The organism is Sorangium sp. So ce367, from assembly GCF_051520455.1.
Classification (GTDB): Bacteria; Myxococcota_A; Polyangia; order Polyangiales; family Polyangiaceae; genus Sorangium; species Sorangium cellulosum_B.
Genome location: NZ_CP150334.1, coordinates 3018287 through 3038734 on the forward strand (window position 1 = coordinate 3018287; position 20448 = coordinate 3038734).

Genomic DNA, 20448 nt, shown 5'->3' on the forward strand with positions numbered 1-20448 from the left:
GCCAGGGGCTCACCGCCCGCGCGTGCGCCCGAGCAGCGAGCGCAGGATCTCCTCCGCATGCGTCCACAGCAGCGACCCTCCCGCCTCCGGGAGCACGCGCCGCTCTGCCGCGCGCAGCCGCCCGGCGAGCGACGCCCCGAAGTCCGGCGAGTGCACAGCGCTCGTGTCCCGCGCGCCGTACCACAGGTCGATCGGCGCGCGGATGCTCGCCGGATCGAACGGCCACGGGCTCATCGTGAGCACCGTGTCGCGCGCGTAGCCGGCCGGCCCCTGCGAGAACGCCTCATCCATCGCGCGCCGGTAAGCGCGCTCGAACACCGGGGCGGTGTACACCGCGCGGTCGACGTCCGCGAGCGTCGAGATGACGAAGCCCCACATCGCCTCGGCGCTGAACCCGCCGAAGAACGCCTCCGCGCGCCCAGCGTCGGTCGCCGCCAGCTCCACGAGCCGCCGCACGTCCGGCGCCAGCGCATCGGCGAACACCGGATTCGCCAGCTCATCGGTCCCCGCGACCACGGCCACGCCCGCCACGACGCCGGCCGCGGCGCAGGCCAGGGCGAACGGCGCGCCCGCCGAGAACCCGACGGCCGCCACGCCGGACAGCTGCCGCGCCTCGAGGAAGCGCCGTATGTCCTGCGCCCAGTCGCCGAGCGTGCGGCCCGGGGCCTGGTCCGACGCCCCGAGCCCCGGGCGATCCACGGAGATCAGCCGCACGCCGAGCCCATCGACGACGTCACCCCCGAACCCCATCGATCGGCTCGTGGCGCCGCCGGGGCAGAGCAGCACGGGAATGCCGTCCTCCGGTCCCCACTCCGCCCAGCCCAGCTGCCGGCCGTCTGGAAGCGCCGTCTTCCCGAGCCGGACGGGCTCCACCACGCCGCTGATCATAGGGCCCCAAGGTAGTTGACCTGCACCGAGGATGCCAGGCGCTCCGCGCCGCTCGACGGCGGCGGTGCGCGGTGCGCAGTGCGCGGTTACGGATGGATGTTGAGCTCGTAAACGCCGGATTCCTCGAACGCGCCGTCGACCGCGATGACGATGGTCTGCCCTGCGTCGAGCGACACCGTGACCTCCGACGTGAACAGGTGCAGGTCCTCCCCGTGCACGTCGTCGCTGCACGCGATCTCCTCGCCGTAGCAGTTCCCGTTGAAGACGGCGAGCACGGTGTCGTAGTCGGAGCCGGCCGTGTCGATCGTGTACGTCCCCGCCTCCGGCGCGGTGAACAGATAGACCACCTCAGGCGCGTCGATGCCGCCGCAGCTCGCGTCCACCTTGGCGAGGCTCCCCTTGGTCGTCCCCGTCGCGGTCTGGGAGGCGAGGGGCGCGAGCTCGATGGGCTTATCGCACGTGCCGGTGCCGTCGAAGAGGTCCACGTTGAGCATGTAGTCGCCCTCCGCGCCGTGGCTGTCGACGCTGATCAGGGCGGTCTGGCCGGCGTCGAGCCACACGAGCTTGCTCGAGTCCCTGCTGTCGTTGACGCAGGCCATCTCGTCGCCTTTGCACCCGCCGTCGCGCACGGACAGGATTGTATCGACCGTGGAACCCACGGTGTTCATGCGGTAGAAGCCATCTACAGGCGCGGTGAAGCTGTACGTCGCCTCGCCGCCGGGCACCGTGGCGCAGGAGGGCGCCAGGAGATCGGGATAGCCCTCGGTGCTGCCCGTGACCGTCTGCGGGACCACGGCGTCGAGCGCGAAGAGAGGGCACGGCGGCGTCTCGCGCTGGGTGATGTTGAGCGTGTAATCGCCGCTCGCCGACACGCTGTCCACGGAGACGATCACCGTCTGGCCGGCGGAGAGGAACAGGCTCGCCCGCGAGTGGGTGACGACCCCCGCGGGGTCCACGTTGTCATTGCACCTGAGCGAGGGGCCAGAGCACGAGCCCTTCAGCACGTCCAGGACCGTATCGAGCGCCGAGCCCTCCGTGTCGAAGATGTAGAGCGCGTCGGCCGGGGCGGTGAAGCGATAGGTCGCCTCGGGGGCCCCGCGAGAGGCGCAGTCCGGCGCGAGGTGATCGGCGAGATCCGCGGTCGTGCCCGTGACCGTCTGCGGCACCATCCGGCCGAGATCGATGAGCGGGCACGGCACCTCGTCGACCTCGAGCCGGTAGTCGCCCGTCGGGCCCGCGGTGTCCACCACGAGGATGACCGTCTCGCCGGCCGCGAGCGAGAGCGTGATGAGCGCCGGCTCGAACAGGCCGTCGGCGCACGCGATGAGATCGCCGTCGCACGAGGCGCGGCGCGCCTCCATGAGGACGGGGAAGCTCGAGCCGCTCGCGTCGAACGTGTAGATGCCCTCGCGCGGCGCGGTGAAGCCGTGGGTCGCCTCGCCCCCGGTCGAGAAGGTCGCGCAGGCCGAGATCACGTCGCGGAGGTGCTCGTTGTTCCCGGTCACCGTCTGCGGCAGGGTGGCGCCGATCTGGACGGCCGGGCACGGAGGGCCCTCGACGATCTCCAGCGTGAAGCTCGCCAGCGGGCCGGCCGGATCCGCCACGGCGACGAGCACCGTCTGACCGGCCTCGAGCGTCGCGGACGCGTTCGACCGGCCGGCGCCGTAGCGGCAGTGGAGCGAGCGGCCCGTGCACGTGCCGCCCTCGCGGACCTCGACGATCAGGTCCGACGGGGCGCGCCCGCTGAACACGTACGTGCCGTCCGACGGGGCCGTGAACGTGTACGTGGCGTCCGGGGTCGCGCTGATGTCGCACTCGGCGACCACCGTGTCCTCGCGCAGGACGGTCGTGCCCGTCACCGTCTGCGGGACGACGGGATCGAGGGCGGTCGGCGCGCACTGGACCGGCCCGAGCTCGGCCACGCGGAGCGTGAAGTCGCCCTGCGCGTCGCGCGCGCCGCTCACCACCACGAGGATGCGCTCGCCCTCGGCGAGATCGACGGAGATCTGCGACTGGACGCTCCCCGCGTTGTCGTTGCAGGCCAGCTCCTCGCACGTGTCCGCCCGCAGCGCGCCGAGCGCCGTGTCGTACGGGGCCTCGAAGGTGTCGAACAGGTATGTCCCCGCGTGAGGCGCCGTGAACAGGAACGCCTGATCGGCCGCGCCAGGCCCCGAGCAGGTCAGCCAGCGGCCGTCGTCGGCGCCGATCGTCGTGCCGCTCACCCGCTGCGGGACGGCGGAGCCGATGTCCTGGGAGGGCTCCGCGCTGCACGCGCAGGTGCCGCCCTCGCAGGGGCGCCCGGGGTCGCAGGCGCGATCGCACCGGCCGCAGTGCTGCGGATCTGCGGCGAGGTCCACGCAGCTGCCGGCGCAGTCGGTGAGGCCCGGGAGGCAGGCCTGCCGGCAGACGGATCCGGAGCACGCGCGCCCCGGCGGGCACGGCGCGCCGCACTTGCCGCAATGGTCCGGGTCGGTGCGCGTGTCGACGCACTCGTCGCCGCAGAGCTTCACGTAGCGGCCCTCGCGGCACTCGGATAGCCCGCCGCCGTTGCCGCCACCTCCGTCGCCGCCGCCGCCGCCGCCGCCGGTCCCCAGCGGCTCGCATGCGCCCTTCACGCACGCCTCCCCGGCCCGACATTCCTCGCCGCACGCGCCGCAGTGCTCCGGATCGGCGTGCAGCGCCACGCAGGCCCCGCCGCAGACCGAGTAGGGAGCCTCGCAGCGCGGCGCCGGGGCGTCGTCGCCGCCGCACGCGGACGCCGCCGCGAGGAGCGCGGCAGGCAGCCAGAGCGCGGCCCTCGAGAGCGCGCGCCCGAAGCGAAATCCGTGTCTGTTCATCGAGATCCCCCTGCGGCACGCGCCGTCGACGCGCGCGAGCCGGCGGAGAACGCGCGCGCCTCTCCGACGTTCGGCTCCCGGGCTCCGCGCTGGTGGTTGATGGCTGACGTGGCCGCTCCGCTCATCCGACCCTGTCGTCGAGGCCTCGCTGCGCCGGCCGGCGACCCGACGGCACCTCGGCCGGGTAGGCCGCTTCACGATCGTGCCTCACGTCGCGAAGCGAGGTCAAGGCGCGCCGTCCGGCGGGCTCTTCGGTAGGGCTGGCCCGCGCCAGGGAGCGACAAGAGCGACAACCGCGCCACCCCTTGCTAGAACCGCCCGCATGTCGCGGCCCGCGCGCCCTGAAGTCCTCGCTCCCGCCGGTGATCGCGCCGCCATGGAAGCCGCCGTGCGCGGCGGGGCCGATGCCGTCTACTTCGGCCTCCGGGGGGGCGCCGCGGGCGGCGGCGCGGCGTCGCCCTTCAACGCCCGCGCGCGGGCCGCGAACTTCGACGCGGCGGAGCTCGAGGAGGCGGTGCGCTTCCTCCACGCCCACGGCGTGAAGGGCTACGTCACCCTGAACACGCTGGTGTTCGACGACGAGCTCCCGGCGGTCCGCGGCGCGATCGAGGCGTGCGCCGCGGCCGGCGTCGACGCGGTCATCGTCCAGGACCTCGGGGTGATGCGCCTCGCGCGGGCGATCGCGCCCGGGCTCCCGATCCACGCCTCCACGCAGATGACCTGCACCGACGCGGCCGGCGTCGAGCTCGCGCGATCGCTCGGCGCCGCGCGCGTCATCCTCGCCCGGGAGCTCTCGCTCGACGACATCGCCGCCATCCGCCGGGCGACCGACGTCGAGCTCGAGGTCTTCGTCCACGGCGCGCTCTGCATCGCCTACTCGGGGCAGTGCCTGACGAGCGAGGCCATCGGCGGCCGCAGCGCCAACCGCGGCGCCTGCGCCCAGGCCTGCCGCCTGCCGTACCGCCTCGTCGTCGACGGCGCGCTGCGCGACCTCGGCGACGCGGCCTACCTCCTGTCGCCGGAGGATCTCGACGCCACCGACGTCATCCCCGACCTCGTCGCGCTCGGCGTCGCCTCGGTGAAGATCGAGGGGCGCCTCAAGGGCCCCGAGTACGTCGGCGCCACCGCGCGGCTCTACCGCGCCGCGATCGACGCGGCGCTGGGCGAGGGGGCGGGTCCGGGGCCCGGGGAGCGCGAGGCGGCGCTCCAGGCGTTCTCGCGGGGCTCGGGCCCCGGCTTCCTGCGCGGCGTCGACCACCAGCGCCTCGTCGACGGCCGCACCTGCGATCACCGCGGCATCGAGGTCGGCGAGGCGCGCGGCGCCGCGCGCCGGCGCGGCCACGAGGTGCTGGTCGTGCGCGCCGCCAGGCCGCTCGCGCGCGGCGAGGGGATCCTCGTGGAGGGCGGGTTCGCCGGCGAGGGCGAGATCGGCGGCCGCATCTGGGGCCTGTGGGCCGCCGGCCGCGAGGTCGAGCGCGCGCCGGCGGGCGGCGACGTCGAGGTCTGGCTCGGCCCGGACCGGCGGCTGCCGGAGGACGTGCTGAGCGGCGCGCGGGGGCTGCGCGGGCGCCGGGTCTTTCGCACGAGCGACCCCGTCGCCACGCGTGCGGTCCGCGAGGCGCTCGACCGCGCCCAGCGCCGGGTGGCGATCGACGTCCGCCTCGAGGGCCGCCTCGGCGAGCGCCCGCGGCTCTCGGCGGCGACGGAGGGCGGGGCGTCGGCCTCGGTCGAGCTCGACACCCCGCTCGGCCGCGCCGATCGATCGCCGCTCGACGAGGCCACGCTGCGGACGCAGCTGGATCGGCTGGGCGACACGCCGTTTTCCCTGCGCGGCGTCGGTCTGTCGCTCGACGGGCCCGCGCTCGTGCCGCCGTCGGCGCTCAACCGCGCCCGCCGGGCGCTCGTCGCGGCGCTGATCGAGGCGTCGCACCGCCCCCATCCGTCGGCGCCGCTCTCGGCCGAAGGGCTCGTCGCCGGGGTCGCTCCGCCGGACGCGCCGCCGCCGGCGCCGGGCCTCTTCGTGCTGTGCCGCAACGTGGCGCAGGCGCGGGCGGCGCTCGACGCCGGCGCGAGCGGCGTCTACCTCGATTTCCTGGAGATGGTCGGCCTCGGCGCCGCGGCGCGCGAGCTGATCGCGGCCGGGGCCTCCGTCGGGGTGGCGCCGCCGCGGATCCGCAAGCCGGGCGAGGAGAAGATCGACCGGTACCTGCTCTCGCTCGGGCCGGCGGCGATCCTGGTCCGCGGCCTCGGCGCGCTGCTCGACGAGACGCCGGGCGTGCCCCGGATCGGCGATTTCTCGCTGAACGTCACGAACAAGCTGGCCGCGCGCGAGGTGCTCTCGCGGGGGCTCGCCGCGTTCACGCCGTCGTTCGACCTCGACGCCGCCCAGCTCGAGTCGCTGCTGGACTCGCCGTTCGGGCCGTTCGCCGAGGTGGTTGTGCACCACCCGATGCCGCTCTTCCACATGGAGCACTGCGTGATCGCGGCGACGCTGTCCGAGGGCAAGGATCACCGCACCTGCGGCCGCCCGTGCGACCATCACGCGCTGTCGCTGCGGGACCGGGCGGGCATGGATCACCCGCTCGAGGCGGACGTGGGGTGTCGGAACACGGTGTTCCACGCGGCGCCGCAGAGCGCGGCGCACCTCGTGCCGAGGCTCGCGAGCTGCGGCGTGCGGCGGTTCCGGATCGAGCTGGTGCGGGAGGACGCCGAGGGGGCGCGGCGGGTGGTGGAGGCGTACCGGCGGCTGCTCGCCGGGGAGGTGGCGCCGGCCGAGGTCGCGCGCGGGCTGCGGGCCGAGGGCAGTTACGGGGTGGTGCGCGGGTCGCTCCGTGTGCTGCAGGCGTGAGAGGAACGGCCATGGGCCAGCGGGGGCGACGAGCGGCGGTCCGATCAGAACACGAGCACCTCGCCGCCTGACGCGAGCTGGCACGCGCCGTCCTGGGGATCACCGCCGGTGCGGAGGATCTCGGACGGCTCCGGCTCGCGGTACACGCCCGAGAGCGCGATGTCGACCATGCGCAGGATCGCGCGATCGAGCTTGGTGACGAAATAGCAGGGGATCGTCGGCTCCTTGTGCGCCCCGCCAACCCCCGAGTCGTCCGTCAGGAAGAGGTATCGGCCGCCCGTGACCTGCGCGGCAGAGCGCATGCTGAGCTCGGTGAGCTCATCCACGCCGCTCGACGCGACGGGATAGACAGCCACCCCGAGGTCCTTCAGGGCTCGTATCCCGCTCGCCATCGCTGCGGCGTTCTCCTCGTGGTGGGGCGCGTCCGCGACCCAGAAGGCGAGCCGCGCGGTGTCGCCGCCCGTGCGCCAGGAGAGGTCGGCCGTCTTGGAGAGCGCCATGTCCGGCGCCTCCGGGAAGTCGCCGCCGCCGCCGGCTGCCTGCTCGGCGAGCTTCTCCTGGAACTCGTCGGGATCGGAGCGGAAGTCGAACCACCGGACGATGTAGTCGTCCTCGGTGTCCTTGTACAGGACGAGCGACCAGCGCTGCTGGGCGTTCGGGTACCTGGCGAAGATGGAGTCGGAGAGCTCGATGAACTCCGTCTGGAGATACGTGATCTCGTCGCTCATGCTGCCGGTCGTGTCGATGACGAGCGAGACGTCGAGCGTCTCCTTTTCTCCTGGAGGCGCCGCGAAGAGGCTGTGCGCGGCCTGGTGATCGGCCTCCGTGAAGGGCAAGAGGCCCGGGAGCTGCTGCGAATAGAGCGTGCTCCGGTACGAGAGGAAGAAGTCGAAGTTGCGATTGTCGTCCCAGACGCCGGCGGTGAGCGTGCCAGGCTCGATGCTGGCTCCGCCGCCTGCGCCGCCTGCGCCGCCTGCGCCGCCTGCGCCGCCGCCTCCTCCTGTGCCCAGGCTTCCGCCGGGGGAGCCTTCGCTCGGAGGACCGCTTCCATCCGACACACCTCCCGAAGCGGCTGAGCCGACCGCGGCGCCTGTGCCGAAGCCCGTATCGGGACCGGCGTCGGGGTCGGCGCCGGTGCCCCTCCCGGGGATCTCCCCGTCACCGCCCTCTGCTGAGCTCGATCCGCCCGAGCACGCTCCCAGCGCGAGAAGGCCTCCCACCATGAAAGCGAAGCGGAAACGGGTGTGCATGTGGATCTCCTCGGCCGCCAGGGTCGTCACGCGCCGACGTCGGACGCGGCCGGGGATGCCTCGATGCACGGCGCGTACCGGGGCTAGAGACGAGTGATTTCATGTGCTTACGTGGCTGCGCGTGGTGCGTTCTGTGCCAAGGCGCGCCGGAGCGCGCCGAGGAGCAGCAGGCGCGTGCCCCTGGGATCGCCGCCGTCGACCTTCGGGGTTCGGCGTTCAGTTCTTCGGAGGTGCCGACTTGAGCGTCGCGTCGAACAGCGCGAGCAATGTCTGGTAGTGGCGCTCGGAGGCGGCCTGGTTGTACACCGCTGAATCGGAGGGGACCCAGCCGTGCTTCGCGCCCTCATACGTCTCGACCGCGTGCTGCACGCCCGCCTGCTGGAGGGCGTCGATCAAGCGCTGTTTCTGCTGGTCAGGGAACGAGGCGTCCTCGACCGCGCCCGCCACGTACACGCGCGCGCGGATCCGCGGCGCCAGGAGGTGCGGGCTGTCTGGATCGTCGGTCGCCAGGTTGCCCCCGTGGTAAGACGCCGCCGCGATCACGCGATCCGGAAAGTTGCCAGCCGCTGCGAGTGACAACCCACCTCCCATGCAATAGCCGGTCGTGCCGATCGACAGGGAGCGCACGTCGGGCTCGGCTGCCAGGAAGGCGAGGAACGCCTCCGTGTCCGAGCGCACGTTGGCCTTGGTGGCCGTGGCCATGTACTTCTGCTGCCACTGCTTGCGGAACTCCGGATCTCGGCTGAATGCCTCGGCGTCCGGCGCCTGGCAGGGGCCGCCGCGGTAAAAGAGGTCCGGCAACAGGACGAGATAGCCGCCCTGCGCGATGCGCTCCCCCAGCTCGAAGAGAGCGGGCCGTATGCCGCGGCCGTCCTGGTACACAAGCACCGCGGGCCACGGACCTTTGCCAGCGTCGGGACGGAAGACGGACGCTTCGGTCTGGCCATCCCGGGTCTTCAACGTGACTGTAGCTCGTGACAGCTGTTCCTCCTGCGTTTGGCTTGTGGATTACTCTCCTCCTCTCGCCTTGGCAAGCACCGTTGTCGTTCTGCGCCTCGAGCAGCGGAGTTGCTGATCCGCTGCTTCCCAGGCAGCAGCGTCGCGCCGCCGTGGTGGCGAAAATGCCGGCCTGACGCGGTCTCCGTCGTTGGTACGCAATCGGCAGGTGTGGTCACACAGCAGCAGGGGATCGTCGGCTCCTTGTGCGCCCCGCCAGCGGAGATGCAGAGCGCCTTCCACCGCCCTTCTCGGGAAGAGGCGAGAAAGGCGCCGCCGTCGCCGCGCCGCGCTCGGTCCTGGTCGCTCCGGCCTTCGACGCCATCACCAGACGGAGCGGCGGCGACCCCAGGAGGTCGCGCTCGATGGTGTCGCAGACGAGCGTGAGGGGCGGGTCGTCCGGCCCGTGGCCGAACGGGTCGAGGCCGTGCGCCGGAGACGGCATGTGAACGTTCACATTCTTGATGTCAACTTGAAACGGCCGCCAGCGACCGTCCTCGCGTCCCGGTGGCAGACAGGTCTCCTTCGGAGCGCCGCGTCAAGAGGGGCGGGCCTCGGGCCTCGTTCACACAGGCGCTGGAGCGCCACCACCGGCGCGCGGCGACGTCGAGCTGCCCATGCGGACGCCACACCCCGCGTCGCGCGCCCGCCGCCGATGCGCTGATCGGTTTCGCGTTCCTCGAGCGGTCCGGCGGCAACGCGCCCGCGCCTCTCGCCGCGGCGCTCCGGAGGAGCCCCGCCAGCCTCGCGCTCCCTCGGGCTCGGGCTGTTTGCGGACCGGTCGATTGGAATTGACGCTGCCCATGTGATCGTTCACATTGCTGCCGAGGAGCATCCTTGTTGCTGTGCCTTGCTCGGGCTTCCACGCGTACCGAGGCATTCTTCGTCTGATCGATTTTTGCACCAACTCCTCTGGGTCGGTCGTCGCGGAAGCGATCGCCGAACGATGGGGATTGGCATCGAGCCGAGGGGGCTTCACCAGAGAACACCGCATCCCGCCCTTGTTCGGCGGCTGTCGTGAAATCTCGAGTGCTGTTCACCGGAGATGATTCCTTCAAAGATCCGGCGGCGCTGGCGACGCTGCCGGAGGACAACCGTTGGGGCGGCGTGATCTATGTTGAAGAGCATGAACCCACAGAACCACGTGTCACGGAGGATGTTCCTGGCCATCCTGGGCTCGGCGTCCGTCGCCGCCGGCTGCTCCCGCGAGGAGAGCGACGCCGCGCGCGCCGGCCAGACGCCGGCGCCGGGCGCCGAGACCGCGCGGCGGAAGCCGAAGGCGCTGACCGAGATCGTCGTCGGCTTCTCGCAGACGGGCGCCGAGAGCTCCTGGAGGATCGCGCACAGCAAGTCGATCCAGGGGGAAGCGGAGAAGCGCCACGTGCAGCTCCTCTTCGCAGACGGTCAGAACGTGCACAACAACCAGGTGAACGCCGTCAACGGGTTCATCACCAAGGGCGTCGACGTCATCGTCATCGCGCCGCAAGAATCCGTGGGCTGGAAGCCGACGTTGAAGGAGGCCAAGCGCGCCGGGATCCCGGTGGTGCTCACGAGCCGGGGCGTGGACGCCGAGGAAGATCTGTACGAGACGGTGATGGTCGCGGATTTCGTCTGGGAGGGGCGGCGGGCAGGGGAGTGGCTCGCAAAGCAGACGAACGGCAAGGCGCGGATCATCGAGCTCGTGGGCACGCCGGCGGCGGACGTGGCGGTGATGCGCAAGACCGGCTTCGCCGAGGCCATCGCGAAGCATCCGGACATGAAGATCATCGCGAGCCAGAGCGGTGACTTCACGCGCACCAAGGGAAAGGCCGTGATGGAGACGCTGCTCTCGGCCCACAAGGGCGAGATCAACGCAGTCTACGCTCACAACGACGACATGGCGCTCGGGGCGATTCAGGCGATCCAGGCGGCAGGGTTGAAGCCCGGGCAGGATATCCAGGTGATATCGATCGACGCTGTGAAGCCGGCATTCGAGGCCATGATGGAGGGGAAGCTCAACGCGACGGTCGAGTGCAACCCCCTGCACGGCCCCCTGCTCTTCGACACGATCGACAAGATCGTGCGTGGCGAGAAGGTGCCGAAGCGCACGATCGTCCCTGGCCAGATCTTCGAACGCGAGCAGGCGGCGGCGGCCATCGGCTCGCGGCCCTACTGAGGAGAGATCGGCGCCGGCGCCCCGCTGGGGCGGCGCGGGCGCCATCACGCTCGTGAGCTCGCTCGTCCGCGGCGCTCACGTACGGAGCAGCAGCCGCATGCCTGTCTCGAAAGCCTTGCTCTCTGTCGAGGGCCTCAGCAAATCCTTCCCCGGAGTTCGCGCTCTGCACGACGTGCACGTCGAGGCGCGCGCCGGCGAGATCCAGGCGTTGATGGGGGAGAACGGGGCCGGCAAGTCGACGCTGATCAAGCTGCTCACCGGCGTCTATTCTCCCGACGCCGGGACCTTGCGCCTCGGCGGTACGGTGATCCGGCCGACCTCTCCCCGCCACGCAGAATCGCTGGGGATCAGTGCGGTGCACCAGGAAATCAGCCTGATCCCGCACCTCTCCATCGCGGACAACATCATGCTGGGCCGGCAGCCTCGGCGCTTCGGCCTGATCGACGGGCGCGCCGTCCGCGCGAAGGCGCGTGAGGCCCTCGCGCGCCTCTCGCTGGACCTCGACGTGTCGCGATCGGTGGCGGCGCTGCCCACCGCGCTGCAGCAGATGGTCGCGATCGCCCGTGCGCTCGCCGTGGACGCGCGGATCCTGATCCTGGATGAGCCCACCTCCAGCCTGGATGAAGCGGAGACGCTGCGGCTCTTCGACGTCATGCGGGGGCTGAAGGCGCAGGGGTTGGCGATCCTCTTCGTGACTCACTTCCTGGATCAGGTCTACGCGGTCAGCGATACGATCACGGTGCTCAGGAATGGCTGCCTGGTGGGGCAGTACGCGAGCAGCGAGCTGCCTCGCCTGGAGCTCGTCCAGGCGATGCTGGGCGTCAAGCTCGGCGCGAAAGACAGGGCCGCGCCAGCCGGCCCTGCCGGTCCGGGAGGGGGGGCGAGCGCCGCGGAGCCGGCGCTCGCCGCGCGCGGCCTCGAGAGAAAGGGGGTCATCGGACCCATCGAGCTCGCGCTGCGGCCCGGCGAGGTGGTGGGGCTGGCGGGGCTGCTCGGCTCTGGTCGAAGCGAGACCGCCAGGATGCTCTTCGGGATCGAGCCCGCCGATCGCGGCGAGCTCGCGGTGAACGGGCGTGCGACCGAGATCAAGACGCCACGGCACGCGATCCGGGCCGGCCTCGCGTACTGCCCGGAAGACCGCAAGGTGGATGGCATCATCCCGAACCTCTCCGTGCGAGAGAACCTCCTGCTCGCCTTGCAGGCCTCCCAGGGGGCGCTGCGGGTGCTCCCGCGCCACGAGCGGGAGCGTCTGGTCCAGCACTACATCAAGACCCTGAGCATCAAGACGCCGTCCCCGGAGACGCCCGTCAAGCTGCTCTCGGGCGGCAACCAGCAGAAGGTGCTGCTCGCGCGTTGGATGGCCATGCAGCCGCGGATCCTGCTGCTCGACGAGCCCACGCGCGGCGTGGACATCGGCGCCAAGCTGGAGATCGAGGCGCTGGTGAAGTCGCTCAGCGAGAAGGGGGTCGCCACGGTCTTGATCTCGTCGGAGCTCGAGGAGGTCGCGCGCAACTGCTACAGGGTGGTGGTCCTGAGAGACCGCAAGCAGCAGGGCGAGCTCGTGGGAGAGTCCGTGACGCCTTCGTCCATCATCCAGGCCATCGCCCATCAGAAGGAGGCGCCGCCCGATGCTTGAGAAGATCACGGAAGCGGCGCCCACCAACGCCAACCCCACGGGCATCGGGATCCTCCTCTTCACCGCGTGCGCGGGCGCCCTGCTGCTCCTGCGCAGGCGCCGCGAGGCCTGGCCTTTGCTCGGCCTCCTGGCGCTCCTTCTGTTCAACTCCGTCCTGTCCAAGAACTTCTTCTCCATCGTCGAGCGTGACGGGGCTTATTACGGGACGCCCATCAACCTGCTCAACCAGGGCTCGGAGGTGATGCTCCTCGCGATCGGCCTGACCCTGGTGATCGCCGTCAGGGGCATCGACCTGTCGGTCGGCTCGGTCATGGCGCTGTCCGGCGCCACCTGCGTGATCCTGATGAAGGAGGCCCACTTCGGGCCGCTCCTGGCTGCGTTCCTGTCCCTCGCCGTCGCCGCCGGCGTCGGTCTGTTCAACGGCGCGCTGGTGACGGGGCTGAACATCCAGCCCATCATCGTGACCTTGATCAGCATGGTCGGTGTCCGCGGCGTCGCCATGCTCATCACCCGCGCCGAGCCCGTGACGCACACGGACGCGACGTTTGCGTTCATCGGCAACGGTCACGTCGGCGGCTTGCCGTTCTCCATGGTGCTGGTGGCCGCCGTGTTCGTCGTCGCCGCGCTGCTCTGCCGGAGGACGGCGCTCGGTCTGTTCATGGAAGCGATCGGCGACAACGAGCGGGCGAGCCGGCTCGCTGGCGTCGGCGACCGCCGCATCAAGCTCTGGTTGTACGGCTTTTCCGGCCTGTGCGCCGGCATCGCCGGGCTCGTGGCCGCCTCCTACATCTCCACGGCCGATCCCGATCGCGTGGGGCGCCTGCGGGAGCTGGATGCCATCTTCGCCGCGGTGATCGGCGGTACGGCGCTCACCGGCGGGCGCTTCTATCTGGGGGGCACCCTGATAGGCGCGTTGTTGATACAAACGCTCTCCACAACGATGTACATCCAGCACGTCCCCTCCGAGATCGAGCCGATGCCCAAGGCCGGCGTGATGCTGCTCAGCTGCCTGCTGGTCTCGGAGGAGTCGCGCCGGCGGCTCGTCGAGCTGCTCGGGCTCAAGCGGGGGCAGTAGCGATGCTCAGCTGGGATCGGCGGGATCTGCCGCTCGTGGTGACCGCGGTCCTCCTGATCGCGCTCTACTCGGGGGTGCTGGTCTGTTACGACGCGGCGCGAAGCCTGCGTTTCCTTGTCGACCTGATCAAGGGGAACGCGGCGATGGGCCTCTGCGCGGTGGGCATGACGTTCGTCATCCTGTCGGGGGGGATCGACCTCTCGGTCGGCTCCGTCGTCGCGCTCACGACGGTCCTCGTGGGCACGCTGGTGGCCGGTGGTTGCCACCCGCTGCTGGCGTTCTGTATCGGCCTCGCGGTGTCGGTCGCGTTCGGCGCGGTGACGGGGCACCTGATCCATCGCTTCTCTCTGCCCCCGTTCCTCGTGACGCTCGCGGGCATGTTCTTCGCCCGCGGCGCGGCGTTCCTCGTCAGCATGCAGCCCATCGGCATCGATCACCCTGCGCTGGACTGGATCGTCGATGAGCTCGGCTTCGCGCTGGCGATCCCGGGCCTGGACCGGACCTGGGTCCCGGCGACGGCGCTCCTGTTCCTTGTCGTCCTCGCGCTCGGCGTGGTTGTCGGCCGCAGCACGAGCTTCGGCCGGAACGTCCTGGCCATCGGGGGGGACAGGCAGGCGGCGCTGCTCATGGGGGTGCCGCTGGGCGCCACGACGGTGTGTCTGTACGCGCTGTGCGGCCTGTGCGCGGGCCTCGGCGGGGTCACGACGGCGCTGATCGACAGCGCCGGAAAGCCGAACATCGGCGCCGGCCTGGAGCTCGAGGCCATCGCCTCGGTGGTGATCGGTGGAACGCTGCTGACCGGGGGGGCTGGCAGCGTCGTCGGCACCGTGATGGGCGTGATGATCACGGGCATGGTGCGGGCGGTGATCAACCTGGATGGACGGCTGCCGTCGCCCTGGCACCACATCAGCATCGGGCTGCTGTTGCTCGTCTTCATCGTCATGCAAGAGGTCCTGATCCGCTCGGCCCCCGCAGCCAGGGGGGTAGAGTACGGTCGTCGTGGATGATGCTCGAGAACGAGGAGCGATAGAATGATCGAGGCCAAGCGAATTCTGGTCACCGGGGCGGCGGGCAAGGTCGGCCAGGCGTTCATCCGCAAGTTCCTGTCGAACCCCGCGTTCGAGGGGTGGAAGGTCCGTGCGCTGTGCCATAACCGCATGCTGGAGCGGTCGGCGCGCGTGGAGGTGCTGCGTGGGGCCATCGAGGACAGGACCGTCGTCAACGAGGCGACCGAGGGGGTGAGCCACGTGCTGCACCTGGCGACCAGCAAGGAGACCCCCGAGAGCATCATGGACGTGGCCGTCAAAGGCATGTTCTGGCTGCTGGAGGCCTGCCGCGTCAGCCCTGCGTTCGAGCAATTCATCCTGGTCGGGGGCGACGCCGGGATGGGCCACTTCTTCTATCCGCACCCCGTCCCCGTCACGGAGGCGCAGCGGCACAGCGCCTACCCGGGCTGTTACGCGCTGTCCAAGGTGCTCGAGGAGGTCATGCTCGAGCAGTACTATATTCAATATGAGCTCAACGGATGCTGCCTGCGCGCGCCGTGGATCATGGAGAAGGACGACTTCAAGGCGCAGCTATCCTTCGGTGACGACGTGTTCGGAGGGCCGAGGTGGCGCGATCTGGTCGGCGCCGAGGCGGCGGAGGGGTACGTCCGCTCGGGCGCCGTGCCGGTGATGCTCGACCGCCGCGGCGAGCCGGTGAAGCGTAACTTCGTGCATGTGGACGATCTGGTCGCCGCGATCCTCAAGGCCATCAATCATGAGAAGGCTCGCCAGCAGACCTTCAACATCTGCATGGACGAGCCGGTGGACTACGGGGAGCTGGCGCGTTACCTGGAGGCGACGCGGGGCCTGCCGAGCGTGAGGGTGAAGACGCCCTTCCATTCGACGTGGCTGGACAACTCGAAGGCGAAATTTCTGCTCGGCTGGCGGCCGCAGTACGACCTGGCGCGGCTCACGGACGCCGCCTTCGACCACGTGCGCGCGCCCGATGACCCGCGCGTCACGTGGTACCCCGGTTGATGGGCCCTGCCTCCCCGCGGAGGCCCCTCCCCGTGGTGGACGAGCCTCACGCCGACACCGAGCTTCGCGGCTAGGGGACGGGCCCGCCTACAAGCACCTTCGCCCGGCGGCCCGGCGTGCGCGCGTAGGCCTCCACGACGGCCCGCCCAACGCTCGCCGCGCGCCCGCGCTTCACCAGGGCCACGATCGCGCCGCCGAAGCCGCCGCCGGTCAGCCGGGCGCCGAAGACGTCCGGCTGCGCCCGAGCGCTCTCCACCAGCTCGTCGACCGCCGGCACGGACACCTCGAAATCGTCGCGCATCGACCGGTGAGACGCGTCGAAGAGCTCGCCAAGGCGGCCCAGATCCCCGGCGCGGAGCGCGGCCACGGCGGCGAGCACCCGGGCGTTCTCGGTCACGACGTGGCGCGCGCGCCGGTCGAGCGGCGCCGGCAGCGAGGCGATGCGCGGCTCGATCGACGCGCGCATCGCGTCGACGTCCCGGAGCTCCGGGACGCCGAGCGCCGCGGCCGCGCGCTCGCACTCCGCGCGCCGCGTCTTGTAGTCGCCGCTCGCGTGCTGGTGAGTTACCCCGGAGTCGACGACGAGCAGCTCGGCCTCCGCGGGCAGCGGGATGCGCTCGAACGCGAGCGTCCTCGTGTCGATGAAGAGCGCCGTGCTCTCGTCGGCGAGGCTCGCGGCCATCTGATCCATCGTCCCGACCGGCGCGCCCACGAAGTCGTGCTCCGCGGCGTGCGCGATCCGGGCGATCTCGACGTCGTCGATGGACAGGCCGAGCATCGACCGCAGGGCGCGGGCGAGCGCCACGAGCAGCGAGGCGCTCGACGACAGGCCGCTTCCGAGCGGTACTGTCGACTCGATCCTCGCGTCGAAGCCGGGGATCGATGCGCCCCGGCCGCGGAGGACCGCGGTGATGCCCTGAATGTAGTCGAGCCACAGCCCGCGGCGCGCCTCCTCGCCGGCGCGGAACGAGAGCTGGGCGCCGCCGTGCACGTTCGTCGTCGCGACCTGGATGAGCCTGTCTTCCCGGGGCGCGAGCTCGACGCGCGTCTTCTGCGGGATCGCCGTCGGCAGCACGTACCCGCCGCTATAATCGGTGTGTTCGCCGATCAGGTTCACGCGCCCCGGCGCCTCTGCCAGCACCTTCGCCGGACGGCCGAACACGACCTCGAAGCCATTGCCCTTCACCGTCATCGCGGCTCACCCATGTTCACGGGGAGCAGGGAACCCAATTGCTTCGTAGACGTCAAGCCACAACTGCGGGAGGACGCCGTCCTGGGTTGCGCTCGATCGCTCATCGCTCTTCCATGCCGGGCGCGCCGCTCAGGCTCCCCGCAGCGCAGCGATCACAGGCGCTGTGTCGGGCCGCATGCCGCGCCACAGCGTGAAGCACTCGGCGCCCTGCTCGACCACCATGCCGAGGCCGTCGGCTGTCTGACCCACGCCGGCCGCGCGCGCGGCCTGCACGAACGCGGTCGGCTCCTTCTTGTAGGCCATGTCGTAGGCCAGCGATCGCTCGCTCCACACGCCGGCGGGCAGGGGCGGCACCTCGTTGGTCATGGAGGAGGCGGAGCCGTTGATGATCACGTCGAAGCGCCCGGCGATGTCGGCGAAGCCGCCGCCGGCGAGCTGGATGGCGCCGGCATGCGGGCCGAGCTCGGCGGCGAGCGCCACGGCCTTGCTGGCGGTGCGGTTGGCGATGAAGATCTCGGCCGGCTGCTCATCGAAGAGCGGCAGCAAGGTGCCGCGCACCGCGCCGCCCGCGCCGAGCAGCAGCACGCGCGCGCCCTTGAGCTCGCGGCCGAGGTTGTGGGTGATGTCGCGCAGGATGCCGAAGCCGTCGGTGTTGTCGCCGAGGATGGTGCCGTCCGCGCGCAAGGTGAACATGTTGATCGCTCCGGCGGCGCGGCCGCGCGGCGTCAGCTCGTCGGCCAGCGCAAAGGCCTCGAGCTTGAAGGGCATGGTGATGTTCATGCCCTTGCCGCCGCTCTCGTGGAACTCGCGCACGGCGGCGGCGAAGCCATCCAGCTCGCCGAGGATCGCGCCGTACACCATGTCCTGCCCGCACTGCCTGGCAAAGGCGGTCTGCAGCGCCGGCGACTTGGTCTGGGAGATGGGATTGCCGATGATGGCGTAGCGATCGGTCATGGGTGCGTCCAGGCCTCAGCGACGCGGGGGCACGCCCGCGATCGCGGCAGATCTACGATAGTGTCCAGCGACTTGCCAAGAGCGCGCGCTCAGTCCTGGTAGCTCTCGGCCTTCGACGCCATCACCAGATTGAGCGGCGACGACCCCAGGAGGTCGCGCTCGATGGTGTCGCAGATGCGCGTGAGGGGCAGGTCGTTCGGCTCGTGGCCGAACGGGTCGTCGAGCTCCCCGCCGAGCGCCTCGATCATCAGGACGGGATACGCCACCAGCATCGTCACGACGGGCGTCAGCACCCCGAGCGCCTCGACGAGGGCGAGGGGCAGCGTGGCCAGGTAGAGCGCCACGCCCCGCTGGAGCAGCAGGATGTAGCCGAGCGGCGTGGGGGTCTTGAGGATGCGCTCGCAGCCCCCGAGGCAGTTGACGAGGACGCTCAGCTGCTCCTCCGCGCACACCGCCATGTTGCGCTCGAGGCTCCCGGCCCGGACGAAGGCCGCGAGGCGCTCGGAGACCTCCTGCGCCGCGCGGAGCGGCGGGTGAGGGTGCGCGGAGAGGGCCTCGATCTGCTCCGCCGGGAGCAGCCGGTCGATCTCGGGGCGCTCGGCCTGCCCGCGCAGCGAGCGCCGCGCGGCGTGGACGAACACCACCACCCAGACGGCGACCTCGCGCGCCGCGCCCGGGTCCACCGCGGCGTGCGCGTTCACGATGCGCGTGATGTTGCGGCTCGCGTTCACGATCGAGCCCCAGAGGGTGCGACCCTCCCAGAAGCGGTTATAGGCCGTGTTCGTGCGGAACGCGAGGATGAGCGCGATCACCGCGCCGGCGACCTCGTGAACGCCGATCGAGAGCGACACGCGGGGGATGTGCCTGTGCGCGAGCCAGAGCGCGGCGGCGATGACCCCGAAGGCCAGCACGCGACGCATCACGCCCGGCGACAAGGAGCCCCGCGGCGAGACCAGCATCTGAAGCCAAGTGCGCCTGGTGTAGGGGATCATCGGGGCGACCCTCGTGGCGATGCCCCGCCGGAGCACCGGAAGGAGCCATGGACGTGAAGAGGCCTCAGCCTCTCATCGAACGTACCGATCCTCGTGTGGCCCTGTCAGGATCGCCGGCCTGATCGCCGAGATCCGGCGCGCGCAGCGTGTGGCTCACGCAGAGGAGCATCGCGCCTCCCTACCAGCGAGGTGCCTGTGCCGCAACGCCGCCGGGCGGCGCGGGCGCACGCGCGTCACACGCCGGGCGGCCTGCCTCCGGTGGCGCCTGGCGCGGACGCGCTGGACGCGGGACACTCCGCGTCCGTCCAGGCAGAGCAGACCGCGGTGGTCCTGTGCGCCTGGATCGCCTGGAGCCGTCGATTGAAGTTCGTGTCCCCCATCGTCCTGTTCTGGGCGGCCTCCGCCCTGGCCTGGCTCGTCGTCGTGGCAGCGGCGAGGCGCCGCCGGGGCGGGCTCTACGCGCGGTTCGTCGGCGTGCTGCTCGGCATCCACACCCTGATCTCGTGCGCGCTCTTCCGCCATGTCGGCCCGCTCGCGCCGGGGTTCGCGTACCTCCAGGGCGCGGTGTACCTGCACTTCCTCCTGCTCTCGCGCCCCCGGATGCGGCCGCTCGCCTACCGCGCGCTCGTGAGCATCCCCGCGTCCTACTTCGTGGCGGCCATCTTCCTGTCGTTCCCGTGGGCCATCGCGAGCGGGCTCGGGGCCACGCCGTACGGCCTCTGGGTGCCCTTCGCGCTCGCCGTCGTCGGCATCCTCCAGTCGCTCACCGCCCGCCGCGAGGAGATCGAGCTCGTCGTCGACCGCGCCCCGGTCGACGGGCTGCGCCGCCACCCGCTCCCGCGCGACGGGGCGTCCGGCGCGCGCCGGCCCCTCCGCATCGTCCAGATCACCGATCCTCACCTCGGTCCGTTCATGTCGGTCGCTCGGCTCCGCGGCATCTGCGAGCGCGCGGTGGAGCGCGATCCCGATCTCGTCGTGCTCACCGGCGATTACCTGACGATGGAATCGCAGGACACCGCGGATCACCTCGCCGAGGCGCTGTCCCCGCTCCGCGTCCTGGAGGGGCGTGTGTTCGCGTGCCACGGCAACCATGATCACGAGTCGCCCCGCCACGTCGCGACCGCGCTGGAGCGCGCTGGGGCGCGCCTGCTCGTGGACGACGCGGCGCTCGTCGAGACCGCCGCCGGGCCGGTCCAGGTCCTCGGGATGGACTTCCATTACCGCGATCGCGCCGAGCGCATGGCGGCGGTCTGCGCCCGTCACCCGCGCAGGAAGGGCGCGCTCCGGCTCGTCCTGCTCCACGATCCGGGCGCGTTCCGCCACCTCGGCGAGGGGGAGGGCGATCTCGTGCTCTCGGGCCACACCCACGGCGGGCAGCTCGGCCTGGTCAGCCTCGGAGGCTCCTGGACCGCCCTCCAGCTCTTCGTGAAGATGCCGGATCATGGCCTGTGGGCCCGCGGCCCCGATCGGCTCTACGTGCACCGCGGGACAGGACACTACGGGTTTCCCCTTCGGCTCGGCGTGCCGGCGGAAGAGAGCGTCCTCAAGGTCCACCTCGCCGGCGACGGCGTCTGACGGGCCAGGCGCCGTCCGCCTCCCCG

Annotated in this window: 15 protein-coding genes; 7 read left to right on the top strand and 8 right to left on the bottom strand. The window is 71.3% G+C overall.

The features are described 5' to 3' along the window. Positions 1-9: 9 nt before the first annotated feature. Both WME97_RS11805 and WME97_RS11810 read right to left on the bottom strand, forming a co-directional pair. Positions 10-888, bottom strand: coding sequence for an alpha/beta fold hydrolase (locus tag WME97_RS11805; RefSeq protein ID WP_437552002.1), 879 nt, complete (start codon positions 886-888; stop codon positions 10-12). An 86-nt stretch (positions 889-974) separates the two neighbouring features. Next, complete coding sequence (locus tag WME97_RS11810; protein WP_437552003.1) at positions 975-3725, bottom strand: MXAN_6577-like cysteine-rich protein; 2751 nt, start codon at positions 3723-3725, stop codon at positions 975-977. A 322-nt stretch (positions 3726-4047) separates the two neighbouring features. Between WME97_RS11810 and WME97_RS11815 the strand changes: the two genes are divergently transcribed. Further along, positions 4048-6573 carry a DUF3656 domain-containing U32 family peptidase gene (locus tag WME97_RS11815; RefSeq protein WP_437552004.1) on the top strand — a complete coding sequence of 842 codons (2526 nt, stop codon included), beginning with the start codon at positions 4048-4050 and terminating at the stop codon, positions 6571-6573. Positions 6574-6617: 44 nt separating this feature from the next. Here WME97_RS11815 and WME97_RS11820 read toward each other — a convergent pair whose 3' ends face one another. From WME97_RS11820 to WME97_RS11830, 3 genes are all read right to left on the bottom strand, one after another. Then, on the bottom strand, positions 6618-7823 hold the full coding sequence (locus WME97_RS11820) for a vWA domain-containing protein (protein WP_437552005.1): 1206 nt from the start codon (positions 7821-7823) through the stop codon (positions 6618-6620). Between the two features lie 216 nt (positions 7824-8039). Next, positions 8040-8783: a dienelactone hydrolase family protein gene (locus tag WME97_RS11825; RefSeq protein ID WP_437552006.1), complete on the bottom strand. Its 744-nt coding sequence runs from the start codon at positions 8781-8783 to the stop codon at positions 8040-8042. A 211-nt stretch (positions 8784-8994) separates the two neighbouring features. Further along, entirely contained in the window at positions 8995-9264 is a 270-nt protein-coding gene (locus WME97_RS11830; RefSeq protein ID WP_437552007.1) for a hypothetical protein, read from the bottom strand. Between the two features lie 681 nt (positions 9265-9945). Here WME97_RS11830 and WME97_RS11835 point away from each other — a divergent pair. From WME97_RS11835 to WME97_RS11855, 5 genes are all read left to right on the top strand, one after another. Continuing rightward, positions 9946-10974, top strand: a complete 1029-nt coding sequence (locus tag WME97_RS11835; protein WP_437552008.1) for an ABC transporter substrate-binding protein — start codon at positions 9946-9948, stop codon at positions 10972-10974. 97 nt (positions 10975-11071) lie between these two features. Next, positions 11072-12610 (top strand): sugar ABC transporter ATP-binding protein, encoded by a 1539-nt coding sequence (locus WME97_RS11840; RefSeq protein ID WP_437552009.1) that lies wholly within the window; start codon positions 11072-11074, stop codon positions 12608-12610. After that, entirely contained in the window at positions 12603-13685 is a 1083-nt protein-coding gene (locus WME97_RS11845; protein ID WP_437552010.1) for an ABC transporter permease, read from the top strand. Before WME97_RS11840 ends, WME97_RS11845 begins: the two co-directional genes overlap by 8 nt. A gap of 2 nt (positions 13686-13687) precedes the next feature. Then, positions 13688-14692, top strand: a complete 1005-nt coding sequence (locus WME97_RS11850; protein WP_437552011.1) for an ABC transporter permease subunit — start codon at positions 13688-13690, stop codon at positions 14690-14692. A 24-nt stretch (positions 14693-14716) separates the two neighbouring features. Further along, positions 14717-15709 (top strand): NAD-dependent epimerase/dehydratase family protein, encoded by a 993-nt coding sequence (locus WME97_RS11855; RefSeq protein WP_437552012.1) that lies wholly within the window; start codon positions 14717-14719, stop codon positions 15707-15709. Positions 15710-15779: 70 nt separating this feature from the next. Here WME97_RS11855 and galK read toward each other — a convergent pair whose 3' ends face one another. The 3 genes from galK to WME97_RS11870 all read right to left on the bottom strand — a co-directional run bounded on the left by galK (position 15780) and on the right by WME97_RS11870 (position 18847). Next, positions 15780-16901, bottom strand: a complete 1122-nt coding sequence (gene galK, locus WME97_RS11860; RefSeq protein WP_437552013.1) for a galactokinase — start codon at positions 16899-16901, stop codon at positions 15780-15782. 129 nt (positions 16902-17030) lie between these two features. Continuing rightward, the gene (gene aroE / locus WME97_RS11865; RefSeq protein WP_437552014.1) at positions 17031-17855 is read right to left on the bottom strand and encodes a shikimate dehydrogenase; all 825 of its coding nucleotides are present in this window, start codon (positions 17853-17855) and stop codon (positions 17031-17033) included. A gap of 89 nt (positions 17856-17944) precedes the next feature. Then, complete coding sequence (locus WME97_RS11870; RefSeq protein ID WP_437552015.1) at positions 17945-18847, bottom strand: bestrophin family protein; 903 nt, start codon at positions 18845-18847, stop codon at positions 17945-17947. A gap of 195 nt (positions 18848-19042) precedes the next feature. Here WME97_RS11870 and WME97_RS11875 point away from each other — a divergent pair, with 195 nt between their 5' ends. Beyond that, positions 19043-20422 (top strand): metallophosphoesterase, encoded by a 1380-nt coding sequence (locus tag WME97_RS11875; RefSeq protein WP_437552016.1) that lies wholly within the window; start codon positions 19043-19045, stop codon positions 20420-20422. The last annotated feature ends 26 nt before the right edge of the window (positions 20423-20448 follow it).